Below are 17,290 nucleotides of genomic sequence, written 5' to 3'. Positions count from 1 at the left end.
CTTCGAACAGGATCACTGCGCTGCCCGCAGATACCGGTTGATGGCGCGGCTGATCTCAGCCGCGTTCCGCGGCCAGTACATCTCGTTGTGAGCGCAGGCGATGTCGATGCGCTGCACACGACCGTCGACGTGCTCCTGCCAGAGCACGTCCAGTTCCTCGTCCAGTTCCCGCTTGTCGTGGGTCTCCGGGTCGAGAAGTGCGTTGAAGAAGACGACGTCACCGCGGTACCGCGGTGAGGTGAACCGCCGCATCTGCTCCATCTGTCCGATGAAGATCGAGGAGGCGGTGGTGACCAGCGACGGGTACTCCTCCATCCCGGCCAGGTGTCCCATGTAGTTGGCGAGGTAGCGGCGGACCATGGCCCCGTCCAGCGCTTCCAGGTCGGCGAAGTGGCTGGAGGGCGCGGCGTCCAGCAGCGCCAGGAGTGCCACCTCGTGTCCGCGGCGCTGGAGTTCGGCCGCCATGGCGTGCGCGAGGGTGCCACCGAAGGACCAGCCCAGCAGGTGGTAGGGGCCGCTCGGCTGGACCTGGAGCACCTGCCCGAGATAGTCCTCGACCATCTCCTCGATGGAGCCGGCCGGCGGGGTGGTGCCGTCGAAGCCGCGTGCCTGGATGCCGTACAGCGGCCAGGACGGCTCGACGTGACGGGCGAATCCCAGGTAGGGCCAGCTCAACCCGCCACCCGGGTGCAGCCACCACAGCGGGGGCCGGTGCCCCTCGGTACGGATCGGCAGCAGGACGGCGAACGGATCCTCGAAGTCGGCCTCGGTGTCGGCGGACAGCTGTGCCGCCAGTGCGGCTACGGTCGGGTACTGGAATACCGTGCGGATCGGGACGTCCACACCCAGCTTCTCGTGGATCCGCCAGACGAGGCGCGTCAGCCGCAGGGAGTGGCCGCCACAGGCGAAGAAGTCGTCGTCGATGCCGATCCGGTCCATGCCCAGCACCTCGGCGAAGAGCGCGGCGAGTTCCTCCTCGCGCGGAGTGCGCGGGGCCCGGTGTTCGCCGCCGACCGGGTCCGGCTCGGGAAGCGCGGCACGGTCCACCTTGCCGTTCTCGGTGAGCGGCAGCCGGTCGAGGACGACGATGTCGGCGGGCATCATGAACTCCGGGAGCCGGCCTGCGAGCCGCTCGCGCAGCAGGGAAGGCAGCCGGGAGACGCGGCGGGAGACCGCGGGCACGTTCGCCAGCCGGGCCGAGCCGGCGCCGGCGGGCCGGTAGAGGCCGTCGCAGCAGACGGCGTCGACGTCGGGCATGACGATCGCTTCGAAGCAGTCACCCGCCTGTGCCGACCAGGTGCAGTACACCGCGAGCCCGCGCCGGGCGCCCCATGCCTCCAGGTCGGCGGGGTCGAGGGTGCCGCCCACTTCGGCGGGGGCGCCCCACTCGGCGGCCTCGCCGGCCAGGCGGGTGTTGGGGATTCGGGTCAGGCGCAGCCGGCCGCCCTGGCGGGCCAGCGCGGTCTCCAGGTCGGCCAGTTCGCGGACCTCCGCTCCCCAGGCCTCCTCAGGCAGGTCACCGAGGTGCAATGGCCTCGCGGGCGCCTTGTGCAGCACGACCTCGTAGCGGTGGCGCGTCAGCTCGTTGTGGTGAGTGCCCTGCTTGAGGCGGACGTCGGCGGCAACGGCGTCCGGCCGGGTCTCGGCCCAGCGGGTGAAGAAGCCCGGGTCGACGACGAGTTCCTTCTCGCCGAGCACCGCGCGCTCGACGGCGGCCTGTACGGCGGCCGGGCCGTCGTCGGGCTGCCGGCAGCGGTGGACCGCGGCGGCGAACGTGCGCAGGGTGCGGTAATTGCGGACGTCACCGATCACGACACGTCCGCCGGGTGCGAGCCGGTCCATCGCGAGGTCGAGCACCCGGGTGAGGTAGTCGGTGTCCGGGAAGTACTGCACGACCGAGTTGAGGATCACCGTGTCGAAGTACCCGGTGGGCAGGCCCTCGGCGTCGTCGGCGGGCTGGCAGCGCAGGGTCACCTTGTCCGACAGCACCGGGTCGGCGCCGGTCCGGGCGCGCAGCCGTTCGACGACGGGGGCCGAGAAGTCGGTGCCCCAGTACTCCTCGGCCTCCGGTGCGAGCGGGCCGAGCAGCAGGCCGGAGCCGACACCGATCTCCAGCACCCGGCGCGGGCGCAGGGACCGTACCCGTCGCAGCACGGCCTCGCGCCAGGCCCGCATCTCGGGGAGCGGGATGGGGCGGCTCGTGTAGGAGCTGTTCCAGCCGGTGAAGTCCTCGCACTCGTCGGTGTCGACCTCCGTCCCGCCGTACATGGTGTCGTAGATCTCGCGCCACTCGCCGACCTGTTCGGCGGCGTCGCGGCCCGTGGACACGGAGCCGTCGGGCACCACGTAGGCGACCATGCGGCGTTCACCGAGCCGGTCCTGACGCACGGTGACCACCGCGTTCGCCACGCCGTCCTCTTCGCGCAGGACCGTTTCCAGCTCACCAGGCTCGACGCGGAAGCCGCGCAGCTTGATCTGCTCGTCGCTGCGGCTGATGTACTGAAGGCAGCCGGCGGTGTTCCAGCGCACCAGGTCGCCGGTGCGGTACATCCGCGCCCCGGACTGTCCGGACGGGTCGGGCACGAACCGGGTGGCGGTCAGGCCCGGCCGGCCCGCGTAACCGCGCGCCACGCCGTCGCCGCCGATGTACAGCTCGCCCACCACGCCGGGCGGCACCGGCAGCAGCCGGTCGTCCAGGACGAGGAGCCGGCTGCCGTCCATCGGGCTGCCGATGGGCAGCGGGTCGGTGCACTCCGCGGCAGAGGCCACCCGGTGCCGGGAGGCGAACGTGGTGGTCTCGGTCGGGCCGTAGCCGTTGACCACGATGACGCCGGGACAGGCGTCGAGCACCGCGCGGACGGCGGTCGGCGAGAGGACGTCGCCGCCCGCCCACACCTCCTGGACGGCGCCGAAGCACTCGGCGTGCTGTTCGGCCATCACGGCGAACAGTCCGGCGGTCAGCCACAGCCCCGTCACCTCCCGCTCGGTGATCACCCGGGCGAGTTCCGCGGTGTCCGGCCGGCCGGCGCGAGCCACCACGGCCGTGCCGCCGCCGAGCAGCGGCACCCACATCTCGTACGTCGACGCGTCGAAGGTGTGCGGCGAGTGGAGGAGGACGCGGTGGTGGGCGCCGGTGCCGAAGCAGCCGTCGAGCGCGAGGTCGACGACGTTCCGGTGGGTCACCTCCACGCCCTTGGGTCGTCCGGTGGAACCCGAGGTGTACATCACGTAGGCGACAGCGGACTCGCCGACGCCCTCCGTCTCGGGCGGCGAGTCGGGCAGCCCGTCGAGATCCTCCTCGGCGAGGTCCTCGTACACGGTGACCGCCGGGGCGAGGTCCGCGAGCAGGTAGTCGATGCGCTCGGGCGGGTAGGTGGGGTCGACCGGCACGTAGGCGGCGCCGGTCTTGAGGACGCCGAGGACGGCGGCGACCAGCAGCGGCGAGCGTTCCAGCACGAGCGCGACGCGGCTGTCCGGGCGGGCGCCGCGGGCCCGGAAGTGGTGGGCGAGGCGGTTGGCCCAGCGGTCCAGTTCGGCGTAGGTCCAGGCGAGTGTGCCGTCCGCGGAGACCAGCGCGGTCGCGTCCGGGGTCGCCGCGGCCGTGGCGGCGAACCGCTCGGGAAGGGTGCCGGCGTCGAACCGGGCGTCCCGGCCTCCGCCGCCCCAGCCGCTGAGCGCGGCGCGCTCGTGCTCGGCCAGGACGCCGACGGATCCGATGGGCGTCTCCGGCGCGGCGACCACCTGGCGCAGGAAGTGCAGCCAGCGGTCGAGCAGCGTGCTGACCGTCCCGGCGTCGAACAGCTCGGTGGCGTACTCCGCGAAGCCCCCGATACGGGCCGGCGCGCCGTCCTCGTCCTGTTCGGTGACGCTGATGAACAGGTCGAAGCGGGAGGTGCCCGGGGAGAACGGCTCCTCGGTCACGGTCAGGCCCGCCAGGTGGAACTCCGGCCGCGCGTTGTTCTGGAGCGCCAGGCACACCTGGAACAGCGGGTGGTGGGCGGGCGAGCGGACCGGGTTGAGCTTCTCGACCAGGTGCTCGAAGGGGATGTCCTGGTGGTCGTAGGCGGCGAGGCTGCTCTCGCGGACCCGGCCGACGAGCTCGGCGAAGGAGGGGTCGCCCGAGGTGTCCGCGCGCAACACCCACGTGTTGACGAAGAAGCCGACCAACCGGTTGAGCGCTTCGTCGGTGCGTCCGGCGATGGGCGAGCCGATCGACACGTCCGTGCCCGCGCCGAGCCTGGTGAGCAGCGCGGCAAGGGCCGCCTGGAGCACCATCGACACCGTGGCACCGGTCTCCCGGGCCAGCCTGCGCACGCCGTCGGTGAGCTGCGGGTCGAGTGCGAGCGGCACCAGGTCGCCGGCGTACGACGCCGCGGCGGGCCGGGGCCGGTCGGCGGGCGGCGAGACGGTCTCGGGCAGGCCGGCCAGCTGGGTGGTCCAGTAGTCCAGCTGCCGCCGGTAGAGGCTGCCCGGGGTGTCGGTGTCGCCCAGCAGTTCCCGCTGCCAGAGGGTGTAGTCGGCGTACTGCACGGGAAGCGGTTCCCACTGGGGCACCCGGCCTGCGCGGCGGGCCTCGTACGCGGTGGTGAGGTCCTGGGCCAGCGGGAGGGCGGACCAGCCGTCGGCGGCGATGTGGTGTGCGCCGATCAGGAACACCGCCTCGCGCTCGCCGGTCCGCAGCAGCCAGGAGCGGATGGGGGTCTCGGCCGCCAGGTCGAACGGACGGCGCGCCGCCGCCCGCAGGGCGCCGGGCAGCTCGGCCTCGGTGATCTCGCGCTCCTCCCACGGGACCTCGACCACGGCCGGTTCCAGGATGCGCTGGTACGGCTGTCCGTCCGCCTCGCCGAAGACGGTGCGCAGCGATTCGTGCCGCACGACGACGTCGTGCACGGCGCGGCGCAGGGCCGCCGCGTCGAGTTCGCCGCGCATGCGCAGAGCCAGCGTGACGTTGTAGGTCGCCGAGGGTCCCTCGAAGCGGTGGATGAACCACAGCCGCTGCTGGGCGTACGACAGCGGCAGCCGTTCGGGCCGGACCTGGGGACGGAGCGGCGGGCGGACGTTGCTCAGGGTGTTCAGGTGGGCCGCCAGTTCGGCGACGGTGGGCGACTGGAAGACGACCCGGATGGGGATCTCCACACCGTGCTCGGCACGGATACGGCTGACCAGCCGGGTGGCCAGGAGCGAGTGGCCGCCGACGGTGAAGAAGTTGTCGTCCACGCCGACCTGGTCGAGTCCGAGTACCGCGGCGAACAGCGCGCACAGCGACTCCTCCTCCGGGGTGGAGGGAGCCCGGCCGCCGCCGACCACGTAGTCGGGCACGGGCAGGGCGCGCCGGTCGGGCTTGCCGTTGTCGGTCAGCGGCACGGCGGCGATGGGCACGATGGCGGCCGGGACCATGTACTCGGGCAAGGTCTCCCGCAGATGGCCGCGCAGGGCGGGCAGCAGCGCCGTGACGGCGGCGGCGGCCGCGGGGTCGTTCGCCGGGGTGCGTCCGTCGGTTACCGGCAGGTATGTGCCGGTGAGGGTGGTGCCGGCGGCCGGGCCGTCGCACAGCACGATCACGTCGAGCAGGTCGACCGCGTCGGCCGACCAGGTCGGCACCGCGTCCCAGCCGTGCCGGGCGGCCCAGGCCCGGATCTCGGCGGGGTCGAGCGGGGGCAGTTCGGGCGCCGCGGAGTCGTCGAGGCCGAGGGCGCGGGCCGCCGCGGCCTCCTCGGTGAGGCGGGCGTTCGGGATTCCGGTGATCCGCACCGCCGGCTCGGACCGGTCACGTAACCGGTCGGCGAGCCGGCCGAGGTCGCCCTCCCAGGTCAGGGTGGGGACGACGTCGAGCCGTCGCGGGGCGTCCGCCGGTGCCGTGCCCGGCTTGTGCAGCACGACCTCGTAGCGGTGCCGGGTCAGCTCGTTGTGGTGGGTGCCGTTCTTGGCGCGGATGTCGGCACCGGCCGCCCCGGCCCGGTCCGCCCAGCGCAGGAACGACTCGGGGTCGACCACCAGTTCCTTCTCCAGCAGGACGGCCTGGTCGACCGTGGTGCGCAGTACGGCCGGTGCCGCATCGGGGTGCTTCGTCCGCTGGACGCCCGTCTGGAGCGTGCGCAGGGAGGACGCCCGCCGGATGTCGCCGAGGACGATCCGGCCGCCCGGCGCGAGCAGTTCCCAGGCGCCGTCCAGGACCCGGGCGAGGTAGCGCTCGTCGGGGAAGTACTGCACGACCGAGTTGAGCACCACGGTGTCGAATGTGCCCCGGGGCAGTCCGGTGAGGTCGTCGGCGGCCTGGCGGCGCAGCCGGACCCGGTCGGCCAGGCCGGCCCGGGTCACCTGGTCACTGAGCCGGTCGATCACGGCCTGGGAGAAGTCGGTGGCCCAGTACTCCTCCACCCGGCCGGCGATGTGCGCGAGCAGGAGTCCGGTGCCGACGCCGAGTTCGAGGACGCGCTCGGGCGACCAGCACAGGACGCGTTCCACGGCGGCGTCGCGCCAGTCCCGCATCTCGTCGAGCGGGATCGGCTCGCCGGTGAAGGAGCTGTTCCAGCCGGTGAAGTCCTCACCGAATCCGTGTCCGTTGTCGTGGGAGTAGGCCTGGTCGTAGACCTCCTGCCACTCCCCCACCTGTGCGTCGGCGTCGCCGTCGGGCCGCAGGGCGCCGGTGTCCGGGACGACGTAGGCGACCAGCCGCAGGTCACCGGGCCGGTCCTCGCGGGCGGTGACGATGGCCTGGCGGACGGCCGGGTGCCGGACCAGGGTGTGTTCGATCTCGCCGGGCTCGACGCGGAATCCGCGCAGCTTGACCTGGTTGTCGGCGCGGCCGAGGAAGCAGATGTTGCCGTCCGGGAAGAAACTGGCGCGGTCGCCGGTGCGGTACAGCCTGTCGCCCTCACGCGCGCTGAACGGGTCGCGGACGAAACGTTCCGCGGTCAGCTCGGGCCGGTTGACGTAGCCGACGCAGAGGCAGTCCCCGCCGATGTACAGGTCGCCCTCGACGCCGACGGGGCACGGCTCCATGTTCTCGTCGAGCACGTAGTAGCGGGCGTTGTCGATGGGACGGCCGTACGGAATGCTGCGCCAGGCCGGGTCGATCTCCCGGACCCGGAAGTAGTTGGACCACACCGTCGCCTCGGTGGCACCGCCGAGGCTGACGATCTCCGCGCCGGTGAACACCCGGCGGACCTCGTCGGGCAGCGACAGCGGGGTGTAGTCGCCGGAGAGGAACACCAGGCGCAGGTCGTCGGTGCCCTCGTACCCGCCGTCCTCCGTGAGCAAGGAGGCGACCTGGTTGAGGGTGGTGGGCACCGAGTCCCAGAAGGTGATCGGTTCCGTGAGCAGGACGTCCAGGAGCAGCTGGGGGTCGCGCTGCTGGACAGCGTCCGCGATGTAGACGCCACCGCCGCAGCCGAGCAGGCCGAAGACGTCGAAGACGGAGAGGTCGAAGCCGAGCGACGTGACGCACAGGGCGACGTCGTCGGGGCCGAACGCGAAAGTGCGGTAGCACCAGTCGAGCAGGTTGTGCACCGGGCGGTGGGTGACCGCGACGCCCTTCGGCTTCCCGGTGCTGCCGGAGGTGAAGATGATGTACGCGGTGTTGTCCGGGCCCGCGGCCGGTTCCGGATCGTGGTCGGGGCCGGGCGACCGGGCGGCGGTGAGCTCGACGAGGCGGACGCCGTCCGGCAGGGCCCAGCGTTCGGTGTCCGGCGTGGACAGCACGAGGGAGCACCCGGCGTCGGCGAGCATGCCGGCCACGCGGTCGGCGGGCAGCGCCGGTTCGAGCGGCAGATAGGCGCCGCCCGCCTTGAGCACGCCCAGGACGGCGGCGATCATGACCGGGCCGCGGGGGACGCCGACGCCGACGACGGTCTCCGGGCCGACGCCGCGTTCCTTGAGGTCCCAGGCGACGCGGTTCGCCCACCGGTTCAGCTCGCCGTACGTCATGGTGCCGCCGGTCCAGCGCAGGGCGGTGGCGTCCGGGCGGCGTGCGGCCTGCTCCTCGAAGAGCAGGTGGACCGGTCCCGGACAGTGGACCGGGCGGGCCGTGTCGTTCCACTCGACGAGGATCTTCCGGCGTTCGGCGGCGTCGAGAGTGCCGCCGGACCGACCGGGCCCGGCCTCGCCCGCTGCGCCGACGGGGGTTCTCGGGTCGGCCACGACCTCCTCGACGACGGCCACGAACCGTGCCGCGATCTCCTCCACCGTGGAGCGGTCGAAGAGGTCGGTGGCGTACTCGATCTCACCGACGACGGAGCCGGTGGACTCGTCCGGCGCCAGGTTGAAGAACAGGTCGAACTTCGCGCTGCCGGTGGGCAGCGGTTCCATCGTCACGGTGAGACCCGGCAGGTCCAAGTGCGGTGGGGTGTTGTTCTGCCACGCCAGCACGACCTGGAACAGGGGGTGATGCGCGGTCGACCGTTCCGGCCGCAACAGCTCTACGAGCCGCTCGAACGGCACGTCCTGATGATCATAGGCGGCAAGCGCCTTCTTCCGTACCTGTTCCAGCACCCGCTCGAAAGGCTGGTCCGCGGCCACCTGCACGCGCAGCGTCCAGGTATTGACGAAGAACCCCACGAGTTCATTCAGTGCCTCCTCCGTACGGCCCGCGATCGGCGAGCCGACGGTCACATCCTTGCCTCCTCCCAGCCGATGCAGCAACGTCACCAAGGCGGCCTGGAGCACGATCGACGTCGTGACTCCATGGGTTTGCGCCAACTTGTCGACCCCGGCGCGCAGTTCGGCGGGCAAGCCGACCGGAACCGATCCGCCCCGGAAACTCGCCACCTCGGGACGGGGCCGGTCCAGGGGCAGGGGAAGGGGCTTGGACACACCAGCCAGTTCCTCGCGCCAATAGGCGCTCTGCACCGTGACAACGCTGTCCGGATCCTTTTCGTCGCCCAGCATTTCGTGCTGCCACAGCGCGTAGTCCGAGTACTGCACGGGCAGTTCGGACCAGTCCGGTGCCGTGCCGGTCACCCGGGCCCGGTAGGCCGTCGACACGTCACGTGCCAGCGGGGCCAGCGAGCCGCCGTCGCCGGCGATGTGGTGGATCACCAGGACGACCAGGAATTCCTCGTCGCCGCTCTGGAGGACGCAGCCGCGCAGCGGCACGTCCGTCGACAGGTCGATCCAGCTGCCGCTCACCGACCCCACCACGCCGGGTATCCGCCCGGGGGCCACCCGGCCCCAGTCCTGCCAGGGCAGTTCGATCTCGTCAGGGTCGAGAACACGCTGGTACGGCTGGCCGTCGGTCTCCGCGAAGACGGTACGCAGGACCTCGTGGCGGATCATCACGTCACGGAAAGCCGCCCGCAGCGCGACCGTGTCGAGCGGGCCGTGGCAACGCAGGAGCAGCGGGATGTTGTAGGTGGAGGAAGGGCCTTCGAAGCGGTTGATGAACCACATTCGCCGCTGCGCGTACGACAGGGGGGTCATGGTCTTTCCTACCTTTCGGTCATTCTCCGCAGCGGCATTCGGGTGGAGGCCGACATCTCGTTCCAGCGGTCGGTCAGTTCGGCGACGGTCGGGGCGGTGAACAGAACGCGCATCGGGATTTCCACGCCCATTTCGGCGCGTACCCGGGCCACCAGTCGGGTGGCCATCAGTGAATGGCCGCCCAGGACGAAGAAGTCGTCGTCGAGACCGATCCGCTCGGCGCCCAGGACCTCGGCGAACAGCGCGCACAGCGTCTGTTCCCGGGGCGAGCGCGGAGCCCGGTACTCGTCCCCGCCGAACTCCGGGCGGGGCAGGGCGGAACGGTCGAGTTTGCCGTTGGGCGTCAGCGGCAGTTCCGTGAGCGTCACGAACGCGGCCGGGATCATATGGGCCGGCAGCCGCTCTCCGACCGCCTCCCGCAGGAGTTCCGTGGTGGGCGGCTCGGTGCCGGTCTCCGGGACCACGTACGCCACCAGCCGGCGGTCGCCCGGCCGGTCCTCACGGTCGATGACGACCGCCCGGCGGACCGCGGGGTGGCGGGTCAGGGTGTGCTCGATCTCGGCGGGCTCGATCCGGAAGCCGCGCAGTTTGATCTGGTGGTCGGAGCGGCCGAGGTACTCCACCTCACCCGTGACCGTCCAGCGGGCGAGATCCCCGCTGCGGTACATCCGCTCGCCCGGTGGCCCGAACGGGCAGGCCACGAACCGCTCCGCGGTCATGCCCGGCCTGTCGTGGTAGCCGCGGGCCAGGCCCTCGCCGGCGATCCAGAGGTCACCGGCAGCGCCGGGCGGCACCGGGCGCAGTGTGCGGTCCAGTACGAGGATCCGGGTGCCGGCGACCGGGCCGCCGACCGAGGGAGGCATGCCGCAGTGGCCGGGGAGCAGACGGGCGGCGGTGGCGTAGACGGTGGTCTCGGTCGGGCCGTAGAGGTTGGTGACCTCGGCGGCGTGCCGGCACAGGGTTTCGGCGAGCGCCAGGGGCAGGGCCTCGCCGGTGGAGATCACCCGCAGCCCGGTCAGACAGGCCGGCGCGTGGGTGACCAGGCTCTGCCAGAGCGCGGGGGTGGCCTGCATGACGGTGACGCCGGACCGTTCGACGAGGTCGAGCAGTGCCGTCGGCTGGGTGATGTCGTCCTTGCCGGCCAGTACCACCCGGCCGCCGGCGAGCAGGGGAAGGAAGAGTTCCAGCGCGGCGATGTCGAACGCGACGGTGGCGCAGGCCAGCAGCCCGTCGTCCGGCGTGAAGGCGAATCGATCCCGCATACCGGTCAGCAGGATCGCCAGCGCACCGTGCCGGACCACCACGCCCTTGGGTGTGCCAGTGGAGCCGGAGGTGTAGATGACGTAGGCGGCGTGGTCGGCGCCGGCCGGAACGCGCGGGCCGTGGGCAGGGTGGGGGGACCGGTCGGACAGGTCCACCCCGGCCAGCCGTTCCTCGTCGAGGAGCAGCACCGGTGCGCTGTCCTCGACCACGGCCCGCACCCGGGCGGCCGGATACTCCGGATCCACCGGCACATACGTGCCGCCGGCCTTCCACACGGCCAGCAGGGCCACCACCAGGTCGGCCGAACGGGGCAGCAGCACCACGACCCGGGACTCCGGGCCCACCCCCTGCCCGGCCAGCCAGTGCGCCAGCCGGCCGGCCCGTTCGTCCAGCTCCCGGAAGGTCAGCCGGTGCCCGCGGAACTCGACGCAGACCGTGTCCGGCGTCGCCGCCGCCCGCGCCGCGATCAGCTCGGGGACGGTCCGCTCGGGGGGCGGGACCGTGGTGTCGTTCCAGCCGTGCAGCACCTGTTCACGTTCGGCGTCGGACAGCACGTCGAGCGCGCCGACGGTGGTCCGCGGACCGGCGGCGATCTGCCGCAGCACCCGCACCAGCCGGTCGGCGAGCGCCTCCACGGCGGTCCGCTCGAATGCGTTGCGCCGGTACTGGAAGGAGATCCGCAACAGCGGGTCGGCCGCCGCGATCACGGTCAGCGGGTAGTGCGGCGGGGCGTACGGGCGGATACCGCTCACCACCGGTTGCGCCGACGCGCCCGCCGCCGAGCGGCCGGACCGGTCGACGGGGAACGACTCGAACACCACCAGCGTGTCGAACAGCGCGTTCAGCCCGGTCGCTCGCTGGATGTCGGCGAGCCCCAGATGGTGATGGTCCAACAGCCTCGCCTGGGCGTCCTGGAGCCGGCCGAGCACCTCCGGGACCGGGTCGGCCGGCGTGCATCGCACCCGCACGGGCACCGTGTTGATGAACAGGCCGGTCATGGTGTCCGCGCCCGGCAGCCCGGAGGGCCGGCCCGCGACCGTGGCGCCGAACAGCACGTCCTCGCGGCCGGTGAGCTGCGCGAGCACCATGGCCCAGGCGCCCTGCACCAGGGTGTTGGGGGTGACGCCCCACTCCGCGGCCCGGCGCGCCAGCCTGGTGGTGTCCTCGCCGGTGAGCGGCACGTCGATCTGCCCGCTGCCGCTGCCGGCCGACCGGGCCCCGGGCGTCGCGGGCGCCAGCAGGGTCGGCTCGGCCACACCGGCGAGTTCCTCGGCCCACGCGCGGGCGGAGCGTGCCGTGTCCTGCCGTGACAGCCAGCTCAGGAAGTCCCGGTAGCCGTGCGGGCGCGCCGACGCGGTGTCGACGCCGTCGGCCCCGTACAGCTGCATCAGCTCGCGCTCGACGAGCGGCACCGACCAGCCGTCGAGCAGCACGTGGTGGGCGGTGAGGGCCAGTTCGGCGTGTTGGGGGCCGAGCGTGACGAGGGTCAGGCGCAGCAGCGGCGGGCTCTCCGGGCGGAAGCGGGCGTCCCGCTCCTCGGCGAGGATCTCCTCCAGCCGGGTGGCGGCGTCGGCCTCGCCGGTGAGGTCGAGGTGCCGCCAGGGCAGCGGGACGTCGTCCACGACGACCTGCACGGGCTCACCGGTGGCGCTCGGCCGGAACGCGACCCGCAGGTTCGGGTGCCGGTCGAGCAGGGCCTGGCCCGCGGCCCGCAGGCGCGCCGGGTCGACCGCGCCTTCGAGCCGGAACACGAACTGCGTCTGGTACGCCTCGGACGCGCTCTGCGCGAGCATCGTGTGATACAGCAGCCCGTCCTGCAACGGCGTGAGCGGCCATACGTCGCTGACGCGCCCGAAGCGCTGTTGCCAGCCGTCCAGTTCCTCCTGGCCGACGGTGACCAGCGGGACGTCGGACGGGGTCAGTCCCCGCCCGCCGGACGCGACCAGGCTCCGCAGGCCGCGCAGTGCGGCGCACCAGGTGCCGGACAGGGCGCGGACCTCGTCGGCGGTCAGCACTCCGGTGGCGAAGGTGAACAGGGCGGTGAGGCGCGCGTCGTCGCCGGTGCCGGTGACCAGGGCGTTCAGTTCGAGCGCGCTGGGCGCCGGCATGTCCGCGGCGGGTGCGGCGACCACCTCGGCGCATTCGGGCGCCGGGGTCCATCCGGGGCCGCGGGTGGGGTCCTCGCCGGGCGCCGGCTCCGGGCGTTCGAAGGTGAAACGGCCCAGGAAGTTGAATCCGATGTCGTCCGCCGGGTACGGGCTCAGCAGCGCCGCGGTGTCGTCGTTGAGGTAGCGCAGCAGGGTGTAGCCGATGCCCTGGTCGGGCAGGGCCCGCCGCTGCTCCTTCACCCGCTTGAGGGCGTCACCGGCGGCGGCTCCTCCGGTGATCGCGGCGTCGACGTCGATCCCCGAGACGTCGACGCGTACGGGGGTGACCGTGGTGAACCAGCCGGCCGTGCGGGACAGGTCCGCGCCCGGCACCAGCTCCTCCTGCCGCCCGTGCCCTTCCAGCCGTACGACCGTCGTGCCGTCGGTGAGACCCCGCCGTTCCCGGGCCAGCGCGAGGACCAGGGCGGTGAGCAGGACGTCGTCCGCGCCGCTGCGGTAGGCCGCGGGGACGGAGGTCAGTATCGCGTCCGTGAGGTCGGCCGGGAGCTCCACCCGGACGGTGTCCGTGGTGGAGGTGAGGTCTCGCCCGGGGTCAAGCGGCCGGGAGCCCACGGGTGCGACGGGTGCCTCGAGCAGGTCGCGCCACAACGACGCCTCCGCCACCCGTCCGGGGCGGGCCGCTTCGTCGGCCAGGGCGTGCAGCCATCGGCGCAGGGAGGTGCCCACCCGCGGCAACGCGGGGGGCCGGCCTTCCTGGACCTGGCGCCAGGCGGTGGCCAGGTCGGGCAGCAGCACCCGCCAGGACATGCCGTCCACGACCAGGTGGTGGGCCACGACCAGCAGCCGTCCGGGCCCGCCCGCGGCCCCCGGGAACCAGACCAGCCGGAGCATCCGCCCGGCCCGGGCGTCGATGTGCCGTACGGCCTCGGCGGCCTTTGCGCGCAGCAGGGTCTGCCACTCCTCGCCGCCCCAGTCCCCGGGGCAGTCGACCCGGTCGATGAATCCGCCGGTGTCCGGAGTGCCGGGTGGCCGCACCAGCAGGCCGTCGTCCGTCAGCCGTGAGCGCAGGACGTCGTGCCGGTCGAGGACGGCGCGCACGGCCGCGGTGAGGCCGGGGAGGTCGACGGCTGCGGGCAGTTCCAGTACCAGCCACTGGGCGAGGCGGTCCAGGCCGGGGCCTCGCTCGGCGTACAGCCGGGCCATGGGAGGCAGCGGCAGCAGACCGACGCCCCCGCCCTCGAGCTCGGCGAGGGCCACCGGTGCGGTGTCGCGGGTCGCGGCCTGCGCGAGCGCGGCGACGGTGCGGCACTCGAACACGGTGCGCGGGGTGAGCGCGAGACCGCCGGCGCGGGCTCGGCCCACCACCTGGATCGCCCGGATGCTGTCGCCGCCCAGAGTGAAGAAGTCGTCGTCGACCCCGATGTGGCTCAGGCCGAGCACCTCGGCGAACGCTGCGGCCAGGAGGCTCTCGTCACCGGTCCGGGGCGGCCGGTGGGCACGGCCGGTGACCTCCGGCTCGGGCAGGCCGGCCCGGTCCAGCTTGCCGTTCGCGGTCAACGGCATCCGGTCCAGCGCGACGAAGGCGGCGGGCACCAGGTGGGCGGGCAGCCGGGCCGCGACGAAGCCCCGCAGCTCGGCGATGTCCAGGCCGGCGTGCAGGTCCCATTCGGTGCCGGTCCCGCCGTTGCCGCCGGAGGTGGCCGGGACGACGTAGGCGACGAGCTGCGCGGCTCCGTCCGCGGCTCGGCCGGGCCGGGCGACGACGGCCGCCCTGAGCACTCCCGGGTGGTCGGTCAGCGTGTCCTCGATCTCCTGCGGCTCGACCCGGAAGCCGCGGATCTTCACCTGGTGGTCGGCGCGGCCGGCGAACTCCAGTTCGCCGTCGGCGTTCCAGCGGGCCAGGTCGCCGGTCCGGTACATGCGCCGCCCGGGTTCCCCGAACGGGCAGGCCACGAAGCGCTCGGCGGTCAGGGCCCGACGGTCGTGGTAGCCCCGGGCGAGTCCGGCGCCCGCGATGTAGAGGTCGCCGAAGACGCCGGGCGGCAGCGGTCGCAGCCGGCTGTCGAGGACGTAGAGCGCGGTGTTCCAGATCGGGGTGCCGATCGGTATCGTCCGCGCCCCGGGCCGGTACTGCCACGCGGTGACGTCCACGGCTGCCTCGGTCGGCCCGTACAGGTTGTGCAGCGGCACGCCGAAGGTCCGGTGGAACCGCGCGGCCAGCTCGGCCGGCAGCGCCTCTCCGCTGCACACGACGCGGCGCAGACCGGTGCACGCGGCAGCCGTCTCCTCGGTGACGAACTCGGCCAGCATCGACGGGACGAAGTGCGCGGTCGTGACGCCGGCCCGCTGGATCACCTCGGCCAGGTAGTCCGGGTCGCGGTGCCCGTCCGGCCGGGCGACCACCAGGGTGGCGCCGGTGATCAGCGGCCAGAAGAACTCCCAGACGGACACGTCGAACGAGGCGGACGTCTTCTGCAGGACCCGGTCGGAACCGTCGAGCCGGAAGCGATCCTGCATCCAGAGCAGCCGGTTGACGATCGCCGCGTGCGTGACGACGGCGCCCTTGGGCCGTCCGGTCGATCCCGACGTGTAGATCATGTATGCGGGGTGGTCGACCCGGTGCGGGGCGGACCTGACGGGCTCTTCGGTGAGCGGGGCGTCGTCGACCATGACCACGGGGACGTCCGTCCGGGGCAGCCGGTCCGCGGTGTCCTTGACCGTCAGCAGCAGCGCGGGCCCGGCGTCGGCGAGCATGAACTCGACCCGCGCGGCCGGGTAGTCAGGGTCGACGGGGACGTAGGCGGCGCCCGCCCTGAGCACCGCGACCAGGGCGACGACCAGTTCCAGGGAGCGGGGCACGGCGACCGCGACGAACCGCTCGGGCCCGGCGCCGCGCTCGGTCAGCAGGCGGGCCAGCCGGCCAGACCGCTCGGCCAGTTCCCGGTAGGTCACCCGGGTGTCCTCGAAGGTCACCGCGACCGCGTCCGGGGTGGCGCGGGCCTGTCGGTCCAGCAGTTCGGTCAGGGTCGTCGGCGGTGAGGTCACCGTGGGTCCGGCGTACTCGGTGAGCAGCGCGCGGCGTTCGGCGGGGTGCAGCGCGGAGACGGTCCCGACCGGGGCGTGCGGGTTGGCGAGGGCCCCGCGCAGGAACGTCACGAACCGCTCGGCGAGCCCGGCGATGTCCTGGTCGTCGTACTCCGCGCGCGGCGCGTCGAAGCGGACGTACAGGTCGCTGTCGGCCCTTCCGTCGGTGTAGACGCAGACCATCACCTCGTCGATCACGCCGAAGGTGCCACCGGCGAAGTGGGCTGTGGCGCCCGCCAGGTCGAGTGCTTCGACGGAGGGGAGCACGTTGACGACCGCGCCGAACGGGCTGCGCGCGTCGCCGGCGTGGCCGGTGGCCCGTTTGATCAGGGATATGTCGTGCCGGGCGTGGCGCAGGACACGGCGCCGCTCCCGGCCGAGCGCCTCAGCCAGTTCCACGAAGTCGGCCGCGGGGTCCACCCGCGAGCGCAGCGGCACCCGGTTGGAGAGGAGGCCGAGCGAGCGGCGCAGTGCGCCGACGCGGTGATTGACGGTGATGGTCAGCAGCTGCTCGGACAGACCGCACATGTGCCGCAGGAACGCGGTGGCGGCCGAGGCGATCAGGTCGGGCACCGAGGTACCCGCCGCGGCGGAGGCGTGTTCCCAGGCGGCGAGTTCGACGGCCGGGACCGTCGCGGTGCGGGTGGCCATCCCCTGCGGTGCGGTGAGGCCGTCCCAGTAGCCGGGCCCCCCGGTGGGGGCGTCGGTGCCCGGACGGACACCGGCGGGCAGACGGGCGGCGGGCAGGTCTTCGGCGAGGTAGTCGCGCCAGAACCGCTCGGCGTCGGCGAACCGCTGCGAGTCCCGGTAGACGGCGTCCTTCGCCGCGGCGTCCCCCGCCGGGTTCGGGGCGCCCTCCGGCAACGCGGAGCCGGCGCGCAGCGCGCGGTAGATCTCGGCGATCCGCCGGGACAGCAGGGTGAGAACGCCGAACGCGTCGGTGAGGATGTGGTGGAAGACGAGCACGAGCAGGTGGCGGCCGGGGCCCAGCCGGATCGAGCCGATCCGCAGCAGCGCGTCCTCGGTCAGGTCGAAGGGCCGGCGCACGAGATCGGCGACGACGGCGCGGGCCGCGTCGGCGGGGTCGGCGGCGTCGCCGACATCGAGGCGGAACGGCTCCCACGCCCCGAGGTCCCGGGCGACCGGCCGCAGCCCGTGGTCGTCGCGGCGGAAGTTCACCTTCAGCGCGTCGGCTTCCGCCACCGCCGCCCCCAGGGCCGCGGCGAGCAGGACGGTGTCCAGGTCACCGTCGATGTCCCAGAGAGTCGCCACGTTGTTCGGTACGTCCGGAGTGAATTCCTGCGCGAGCCACATGGCTTCCTGCGCGGATGTGACGCCGGTACAACCCATCCAGATGCCCCCAGCAAAGTGGTTTCCTGGTCAATGGCCTCGCCGTGCCGATACTTGTCGCGGCCCAT

General features: G+C 73.0%; 2 protein-coding genes. Both read right to left on the bottom strand.

Annotation, left to right across the window (positions count from 1 at the left end; all coding sequences use genetic code 11):
* Positions 1–12 precede the first annotated feature (12 nt).
* The gene (locus tag AAFF41_RS34860; protein ID WP_343325171.1) at positions 13–9,417 is read right to left on the bottom strand and encodes an amino acid adenylation domain-containing protein; all 9,405 of its coding nucleotides are present in this window, start codon (positions 9,415–9,417) and stop codon (positions 13–15) included.
* Positions 9,418–9,425: 8 nt separating this feature from the next.
* Entirely contained in the window at positions 9,426–17,222 is a 7,797-nt protein-coding gene (locus AAFF41_RS34855; protein ID WP_343325170.1) for an amino acid adenylation domain-containing protein, read from the bottom strand.
* Between the last annotated feature and the right edge of the window lie 68 nt (positions 17,223–17,290).

This window comes from Streptomyces mirabilis (assembly GCF_039503195.1).
Lineage (GTDB): Bacteria > Actinomycetota > Actinomycetes > Streptomycetales > Streptomycetaceae > Streptomyces > Streptomyces mirabilis_D.
The sequence above is the reverse complement of the archived record's forward strand: the minus strand, read 5'-3'. Positions and strand labels throughout refer to the sequence as shown.

Bases quoted from the DNA above. Each gene is read 5' to 3' on its own strand.
- AAFF41_RS34855 (WP_343325170.1), bottom strand. From the start codon at position 17,222: ATGGGTTGTACCGGCGTCACATCCGCGCAGGAAGCCATGTGGCTCGCG.
- AAFF41_RS34860 (WP_343325171.1), bottom strand. From the start codon at position 9,417: ATGACCCCCCTGTCGTACGCGCAGCGGCGAATGTGGTTCATCAACCGC.